Raw genomic sequence first — 6,904 nt, 5'->3', positions numbered from 1 at the left:
CCATTACAAGGTCCCAATCGCGCTTGCGCGCTTCCTGGCGATGCGACGCGGCGATATCCTGCGGCTGCCGCGAATGGCCTATCGCGACGGCTATATCTCTTTCCGGGCCTCGAAGAACGGCAAGATCATGAAGCTGCCGGCGTTAGGCGAGTTGCGCAAGATCCTGGACGAGGCGCTGGAGGCATGGCCGGTTTCAGAGATCGACGTCACGATGCTATGCCTCAATTCGCACAGGAAGCCTTGGACCGAGATGGGCTTCTCCGCTTCGATCGGAAAATTCTTCGACGATTGCGTGGCGCGCGGCCTCGCCGGCAAGGGCCTGACGATGCATGGCCTTCGGCACTCGGTGGCGACCGACCTGCGCGAACAAGGCTACCGGCTCGAGGACATCAAGAATTTCCTCGGCCAGGAGACGATCGAGATGGCCGAGCATTATTCTTCGAGCGCGGACGTATCAGGGGTCTTGATCGACATGGCGAATGTGATACAAGCCGGCTCGAAACGAGAACGGGTTTTGTCTAACTCCCGCAAGAAAAGTGTCTAACCGCTTTTCTCTCGTTCGGCCAAAGTCTTGAAATCAAAGGCTTTTTGGGGAATAGGTTAACGGTAGACCCACGGACTCTGACTCCGTTAGTCCTGGTTCGAATCCAGGTTCCCCAGCCAAAGTTTTCTCCGCGCATTCCCACATTTGAACCGTAAATTCATCGCAACGGGTATCGATGTCGGCTGAGCTCCGGTTGATTTTCCGGTTATATTAGCAATCAACTATATATTAATAGCTACGGCGCAGCCTGCTCGAATCGGGAATGTCCCCGATCGACGATCCGGCACTCAGTGTGCCGAGACGCTCGACCGATGCGGAGCAAACGCATGAGTGTCGAAACAGCATTGGCGCAACTGTTGCGCATGATCCACCGCCGTGCCCTGAATTTGGCGACGATGCCGGACGATGAGAGAGATCCCTACTACGACAGCATCCGACGATCATGTTGCGGAGCCGCCGAGCATATCGGGCAATCTCCCGACAATGCAGCCATCACGGCAAACAGTATGGTTGAATTTACCCGGGCGATGGTCGGTATCATCGAGGCGGGCCGCGGGTAAACCGCAGACGTCGACACGCTCGTGACGAGCTTGGAAGGCGCCGAGAAGCGTGGTTACGGCGTATTGCCCGAAGCTCGCAAGGTGATGATTGCCACCCGGGCACTTCGACGATCAAAGCTTCCTGGCGACGGTTATCTCGGATCGTCCCAGATGTTCGGCGACAGATGCCTGGTTATCGGCATCACAGGGAAACCAACATCCATACGCGCGCCGGGCAGCAGCCCGTTCAGCATCCCCGCCGTCCTGTGGCCGTCCTGGGCGTATTTCAAGGCCATACCCATGCGATTCAACGTCTTCAATATCGACATAGACCTATCCCTGTTTCGCCAAGGCTATGGCGGAGACAATCCTCGTCGCCTTCATGATGGCGGTCTAAATGATCGATCAATGTTTCCGTCGCATTGCACGGAAACGCCCGGCGCGTAACATTTGCATGCAAACGAGTTTATCGTTGCCTGCAGAGTGCCGGCCGGCTTGGGCCGCTGCAGGGATGGACAGTTTCCATTTCGATACGAAATACGCGCTCAAGCGCCATTAAACCGAAACGCAATCGCAGGAAAACCGTCATCGACCGGCTCGTCCGGAGTTTAAACAAAGGAAAATCGAGATGACCAAGATCCTTCGCAATGCAGTTTTCGCAGTTGTTGCTGTTACCGGCCTGGCAACTTCGGCCTATGCCCAGCAGACGACCATCAATTCGTGCAGCAATCATGACGATTACTATGGCATGTGCCTTGGCGCCGCCAACAACGGCGGCCACCACGACAGCCGCGGCGACCGCCGCTAATCGGCAAGTCGCGCTCGAAAAAGGCCTCGCGGGCATCTCGCCGGCGAGGCCTTTTGCGTTTCGAGGTGGGTGGCGGCTGCCGGTCGCCCTGGACACTCTTCCGGTTGTGAACCCGGGCTCCCTACTCCGCCGCCTCATACCCCGCGATGCCCTTGATCTCGAGGAAATCCTCCAGGCCGTATTCGGCATATTCGCGGCCGTTGCCGGACTGCTTGTAGCCGCCAAAGGGCAGGCCGGCGTCCCAGGTCGGGTAGTTGATGTAGACGTTGCCGGAGCGCATGCGGGCAGCCACGTCGCGCGCCTTCTCGATGTCCTTGGCCTGGATGTAGGAGGCCAGGCCATAGACCGTATCGTTGGCCTGCTCGACCGCCTGCTCGACCGTGTCGTAAGGCATGATCGACAGCACTGGGCCGAAGATCTCCTCCCTGGCGATGCGCATGTCATGAGTGACGTTGGCGAAGACGGTCGGGCGGACGTAGTAGCCGCGGTTGAGCTCGGCCGGGCGGCCGGGGCCGCCGGCGACCAGCGTGGCGCCCTCGTCGATGCCGCTCTGGATCAGGTCCTGGATCTTGTCGAACTGGATCTGGCTGACCACCGGGCCGAGCTTCGAGGTGGGCGCGTCGGCCGGGCCGACGGTGAATTTCTCCGCCGCCTTCTTGGCGTAACCGGCCGCCTCATCGTGACGGTCGCGCGGCACGAACATGCGGGTCGGCGCGTTGCAGGACTGGCCGCTGTTGCCAAAGCAGCCGGCGACGCCCTTGGTGACGGCTCGCTCCAGATCGACGTCCGGGAACAGGATGTTGGCCGACTTGCCGCCCAGTTCCTGGTGCACGCGCTTGACGGTATCGGCCGCCGCCTTGGCGACGAGGATGCCCGCGCGGGTCGAACCAGTGAAGGACATCATGTCGACATCCGGGTGGCCGGCCAGCGCCTGGCCGACGGTCGGGCCATCGCCGTTGACGAGATTGAACACACCCTTTGGCACGCCGGCCTCGTCGATGATCTCGGCGAAGATGATGGCGTCGAGCGGCGCGACCTCCGACGGCTTCAGCACCATGGTGCAGCCGGCGGCAAGCGCGGGGCCCACCTTGCAGGTGATCTGGTTCAGCGGCCAGTTCCACGGCGTGATCAGGCCGACGACGCCGATCGGCTCCTTGACGATGAGCGACGAACCTTTGACGTGGCGGAACTGGAAGGTCTTCAGCACCTCGGCCATCTTTTCCAGATGCGCCTGGCCGACGCCGACCTGGCTGTCCAGCGCCATCTGGCGCGGCGCGCCCATCTCGCGCGAAACGGCGAGCGCGAGGTCCTTGCTGCGCTTCTTGTAGATTTCGATGACGCGGTTGAGGATGTCGAGCCGCTCCTCGACCGAGGTGAAGCCGAAGCTGCCGAAGGCGCGCTTGGCGGCGGCCACCGCCTTGTCGACATCGGCCTTGGAGCCCAGCGATATCTGCGCGAAAGCGTCCTCGTTCGAGGGATCGATGACATCGAGCGTGTTCGGCACGACCGGATCGACCCAGGCGCCGTCGATATAGAATTGCAGATTGTGGGACATGTTTTCCTCCTCGGCCAGCCGCGGGTGCTCGATTGCAGTGGGTCGTCGTATACCGCCAGAGATAACGATGCCGCAAGCGCCCTGTCAAACGCAAGCGCGGGCGGTTGAGCCAGCCGTCCGTCGAGCCTGACGTGCCGGCTGACGCCCACCGGGACCGATTACAGCAGCGTATGTCCAGCGTCACCCAGCAGCCGGGCCGCCGCGGCTTGATCGGCGGCCTTCACCAGCAGGTGGTCGCCATCGAAGGTGGACACCACGAAGATGCCCAGCCCGTTCTCCGACAGCGGCCGAATGACAGACAGCACGATGCCGGTTTCACCGAAGGCAAAGGGGCCTTCGAATTTGAAGGCGACCCAGTCGCTGTCGTGCCTGACCGAAGCCGGTACGCGCTCCTGCAGGCAGGTTATCGAAAGCTCATCCTCGGTTCTGGTGATGCTGACGAAACCCGGCCCGTCCGCCCAATCGGGAATGCCATGTCCAGCTTCCAGCCTCGAAATCGCGTATAGGCCTGGCAGTTGCTTCAGCCTGATCCTGGCAGCCATGGCCCCGCTCCGATTGCCGGTCATCCCCGATCCTCTTGCTCATATAAACGGTCGAGCCGTTCATGAACGGCTCTTCCCGGTCGACCGAATAGCCCTGCCTCTTATAGAGCGACACATTCGCCTCGAACGCGCCGTTGGTCAGCAGGCGAAGCTGATGGCGCCCGGCCTTGCGCGCCTTGCCCTCTGCCCGCTCCAGTAGCAGCCGGCCGATCCCTTTGCCCTGCGCCTCCGGCGCGACGCAGAGATTCTCGATCCAGAGATGATCGTCGGCGAGGACGGATCCAAGCATCCCGACAATGCGATCCTGCGCAACGGCGAGGTCGAATGGATGCTCGGCGACAGCCTTGTCGTAATCGGCGCGCATCGGCAGCGGCTCGCGGCCGATTACCGGCACCCATTTGGCATAGGCGGCGCGCACGATGTCGCGGATGGCGGCGGCGTCCGCCGCTTCGGCCGTCCGAAATCGGATGGGAAAATCGATGGTCATTGCGAGGCTCCAGATATGAAAACCCCGCCGGCTGAAGTCGCGGGCGGGGCAGGAAACGAACGAACCTTATCTATCGTATCGGGCTTATCGTCGCGCAATCGGCCTGCCGCTCCGCACTCGGCGAAAGCGGCGTCGCTTGGTATTGGCGGGCGCGCGGGAGAACATCGCGGCAAGCTGGAGGAGGAACCGGCAAGCGTCAAGGCTCGGCCGGTGCCGGTTATTGGGCCAACCCGCTCGCCAATCGTTCGCAAAAATCGATCGTTATAACTCGAATAATTCGTTTGAAAGATTAGTCCGGGAATGGCATTCCGGCACCGAGCGCGCCTGGAGAATTCGATTGTCTTTCCTGCCCGCCACCGCGAACAATCTTCCAGATCACCTGAACCCGGCCACCGTCGGGCGCAGGCACTCTGCCCTGACCGCGATCTCGGTCGGCAACATGCCGGGACTGGTGCTGGTGGCGATGATCACCAGCGTCGCCTATTCGGCGCGCGGCTTCTCCGGCCTGTTCAGCCCGATGATCCTCGCTGTCGTCGTCGGCATGATCTTTTCCAACATGCTCGGCGTGCCCGCACACGCCAAGGCCGGCATTGCGTTTTCACAAAAGCGCCTGTTGCGCTTCGCCATCGTGCTGCTCGGCTTCCAGCTCACGCTCGGCCAGGTGGCGGGCATCGGCCTCGGCGGCGTCGGCATCGTCGCGGCCACGCTCTGCGCCACCTTCCTGTTCACCGTCACGCTTGGACGGCTGATCGGCGTCGACCGGAAGCTCGCGCAACTCATCGCCGCCGGCACCTCGATCTGCGGCGCCTCGGCGATCGTCGCCACCAACATCGTCACCGACGCGCGCGATGAGGACGTCACCTATGCGGTCGCCGCCATCACGCTGTTCGGCACCATCGCCATGCTCGGCTTCCCGCTGCTGGCGCCGGTCTTCGGCCTCGACCAGCACGCTTTCGGCCTGTGGGCGGGCGCCTCGATCCACGAGGTGGCGCAGGTGATCGGCGCCGGCTTCCAGAACGGCACTCTCGCCGGCGAGACCGCGACCGTCGCCAAGCTCACTCGCGTCGCCATGCTGGCGCCGATGGTGATCGCGCTCGGCCTGATGGCGCGCCGCGGCAGCTCCGACGCTTCCGGCGCCAAGCCGCCGATGCCCTGGTTCGTCGCGGCCTTCGTCGCGGTGGTGGCGCTGAACAGCCTGGTCGCGATCCCGGCGCAGATCCATTCGGCGACTGCCTTGGCCACGCAGATCATGCTGACCATGGGCCTCGCCGCCATGGGCCTGCAGGCCGATATTTCGGAGCTGCGTTCGCGCGGCCTGCGGCCGCTGATGCTGGCCTTCTCGGCCTTCCTCGTCATTGCGGGCTTCAGCCTGGTGCTGGTGAGGTTCGTCTGACCTACTGGGAATCCCGGCGGAGCGTTCCGATACCGGCCAGGATGAGGTCCACGCCGGCGAGGAATTGCTCGCGGTCGTCGTGCTCGTGAAACCGCGCGGCAGTGCGAAGCAGGAACGGATAGCCGGCGGGGTCCGACCTCGTCCATCGCTCGACGACGGTCGACAGGAATGCTTCCCGATCGGTGCCAGGCGGCAAAGGACGGGCGTTGGCGGCGTTCTGCGCGTTTTGGCCAGCGGCGCCAAGGATGTAGTGGACCAGCGCGGACGCCGCGTCGAACAGCGCTCGGTCCGGAACACCGAGCGCGTCGAGATGACTGCCGATGCTTTCGAATATCCGCCCCACTGCCGGCTGCCACGGCGCCCGCGAAAGCTGGGCGCCCGCCCAGGGATGCGCGTCGATCGCATCGAACAGCCCCAGCGCAACTGCCCGAATCGCCTCCCGTGGTTCCGCTTCTTGAACCGCCTCGCTCATGACACGGTCGATGACCTCCTCGGTCGCCGCGGCGAGCAGTTCGTCCTTGTCCTTGACGTGCCAGTAGATCGCCCCGCTTCCCGTCGCCAGGCGTGCCGCGAGCGCACGGAAAGTCAGCCCGCTCTCGCCGCCTGAATCCAGGATCTCGATCGCGGCCCCGATGATCCGCTCCTTCGAAAGCGCATCGGTGCGCCGCTCAACCCGTCCACTCCTTGCCATGCCGCATCTTGACATGAATGGAACGACGTTCCAAATACTATTTATGGAACATCGTTCCAATCTCTCGTCGAAAAGGATCAGACGATGACTGAGGTAACAATCGTGGGCGCGGGTCTTGGCGGCCTCACCCTGGCGCGCGTGCTTCATATCCACGGCATAGCTGTAACGGTCTATGAAGCGGAGGCTTCGGCATCGGCGTGCACGCAAGGCGGGCAGATCGACATCCACGAGTATAATGGACAGATCGCGCTCGAAGCCGCTGGCCTCACCGAAGCCTTCCACGCCATCATCCACCAAGGCGGCGCGGCTAGCCGCGTGCTCGACCGGCACGGCACGGTGCTGCTT

Annotated in this window: 11 protein-coding genes and 1 tRNA gene; 8 read left to right on the top strand and 4 right to left on the bottom strand. The window is 62.9% G+C overall.

The features are described from left to right. The 5 genes from EOA27_RS15750 to EOA27_RS15730 all read left to right on the top strand — a co-directional run. The coding region (locus EOA27_RS15750; RefSeq protein ID WP_145970366.1) for a tyrosine-type recombinase/integrase at positions 1 to 544 on the top strand (544 nt) is incomplete at its 5' end. 45 nt (positions 545 to 589) lie between these two features. Then, positions 590 to 663 (top strand) — tRNA-Gln (locus tag EOA27_RS15745). Between the two features lie 207 nt (positions 664 to 870). Further along, complete coding sequence (locus tag EOA27_RS15740; protein WP_126061207.1) at positions 871 to 1,104, top strand: hypothetical protein; 234 nt, start codon at positions 871 to 873, stop codon at positions 1,102 to 1,104. Positions 1,105 to 1,134: 30 nt separating this feature from the next. Further along, positions 1,135 to 1,530 (top strand): hypothetical protein, encoded by a 396-nt coding sequence (locus EOA27_RS15735; protein ID WP_126083056.1) that lies wholly within the window; start codon positions 1,135 to 1,137, stop codon positions 1,528 to 1,530. A gap of 181 nt (positions 1,531 to 1,711) precedes the next feature. Continuing rightward, positions 1,712 to 1,891, top strand: coding sequence for a hypothetical protein (locus tag EOA27_RS15730; RefSeq protein ID WP_126083057.1), 180 nt, complete (start codon positions 1,712 to 1,714; stop codon positions 1,889 to 1,891). Between the two features lie 121 nt (positions 1,892 to 2,012). On the opposite strand, the gene EOA27_RS15725 is transcribed toward EOA27_RS15730, so the two are convergent. The 3 genes from EOA27_RS15725 to EOA27_RS15715 all read right to left on the bottom strand — a co-directional run bounded on the left by EOA27_RS15725 (position 2,013) and on the right by EOA27_RS15715 (position 4,352). Next, positions 2,013 to 3,446, bottom strand: a complete 1,434-nt coding sequence (locus tag EOA27_RS15725) for an aldehyde dehydrogenase family protein (protein ID WP_127256642.1) — start codon at positions 3,444 to 3,446, stop codon at positions 2,013 to 2,015. Positions 3,447 to 3,604: 158 nt separating this feature from the next. Continuing rightward, positions 3,605 to 3,943 carry an ACT domain-containing protein gene (locus EOA27_RS15720; protein ID WP_348525987.1) on the bottom strand — a complete coding sequence of 113 codons (339 nt, stop codon included), beginning with the start codon at positions 3,941 to 3,943 and terminating at the stop codon, positions 3,605 to 3,607. Next, positions 3,861 to 4,352 (bottom strand): GNAT family N-acetyltransferase, encoded by a 492-nt coding sequence (locus tag EOA27_RS15715; protein ID WP_348525986.1) that lies wholly within the window; start codon positions 4,350 to 4,352, stop codon positions 3,861 to 3,863. The genes EOA27_RS15720 and EOA27_RS15715 overlap by 83 nt, the downstream gene beginning before the upstream one ends. Here EOA27_RS15715 and EOA27_RS42120 point away from each other — a divergent pair. Both EOA27_RS42120 and EOA27_RS15710 read left to right on the top strand, forming a co-directional pair. Beyond that, positions 4,248 to 4,742, top strand: a complete 495-nt coding sequence (locus EOA27_RS42120) for a hypothetical protein (RefSeq protein WP_245467399.1) — start codon at positions 4,248 to 4,250, stop codon at positions 4,740 to 4,742. The genes EOA27_RS15715 and EOA27_RS42120 overlap by 105 nt on opposite strands. Before the next feature lie 112 nt (positions 4,743 to 4,854). Next, positions 4,855 to 5,868, top strand: coding sequence for a YeiH family protein (locus EOA27_RS15710; protein ID WP_245467394.1), 1,014 nt, complete (start codon positions 4,855 to 4,857; stop codon positions 5,866 to 5,868). A 1-nt stretch (position 5,869) separates the two neighbouring features. On the opposite strand, the gene EOA27_RS15705 is transcribed toward EOA27_RS15710, so the two are convergent. Then, positions 5,870 to 6,559 carry a TetR/AcrR family transcriptional regulator gene (locus EOA27_RS15705; protein ID WP_126083059.1) on the bottom strand — a complete coding sequence of 230 codons (690 nt, stop codon included), beginning with the start codon at positions 6,557 to 6,559 and terminating at the stop codon, positions 5,870 to 5,872. An 84-nt stretch (positions 6,560 to 6,643) separates the two neighbouring features. On the opposite strand from EOA27_RS15705, the gene EOA27_RS15700 reads away from it, so the two are divergent. Beyond that, positions 6,644 to 6,904, top strand: a 261-nt coding sequence (locus tag EOA27_RS15700; RefSeq protein ID WP_148669960.1) for an FAD-dependent monooxygenase, incomplete at its 3' end; no start/stop codon positions are given.

Origin of the sequence: Mesorhizobium sp. M2A.F.Ca.ET.037.01.1.1 (assembly GCF_003998075.1) — a bacterium.
Classification (GTDB): Bacteria; Pseudomonadota; Alphaproteobacteria; order Rhizobiales; family Rhizobiaceae; genus Mesorhizobium.
Note: the sequence above shows the minus strand (reverse complement) of the source record. Positions and strands in the feature narration are given on the sequence as shown.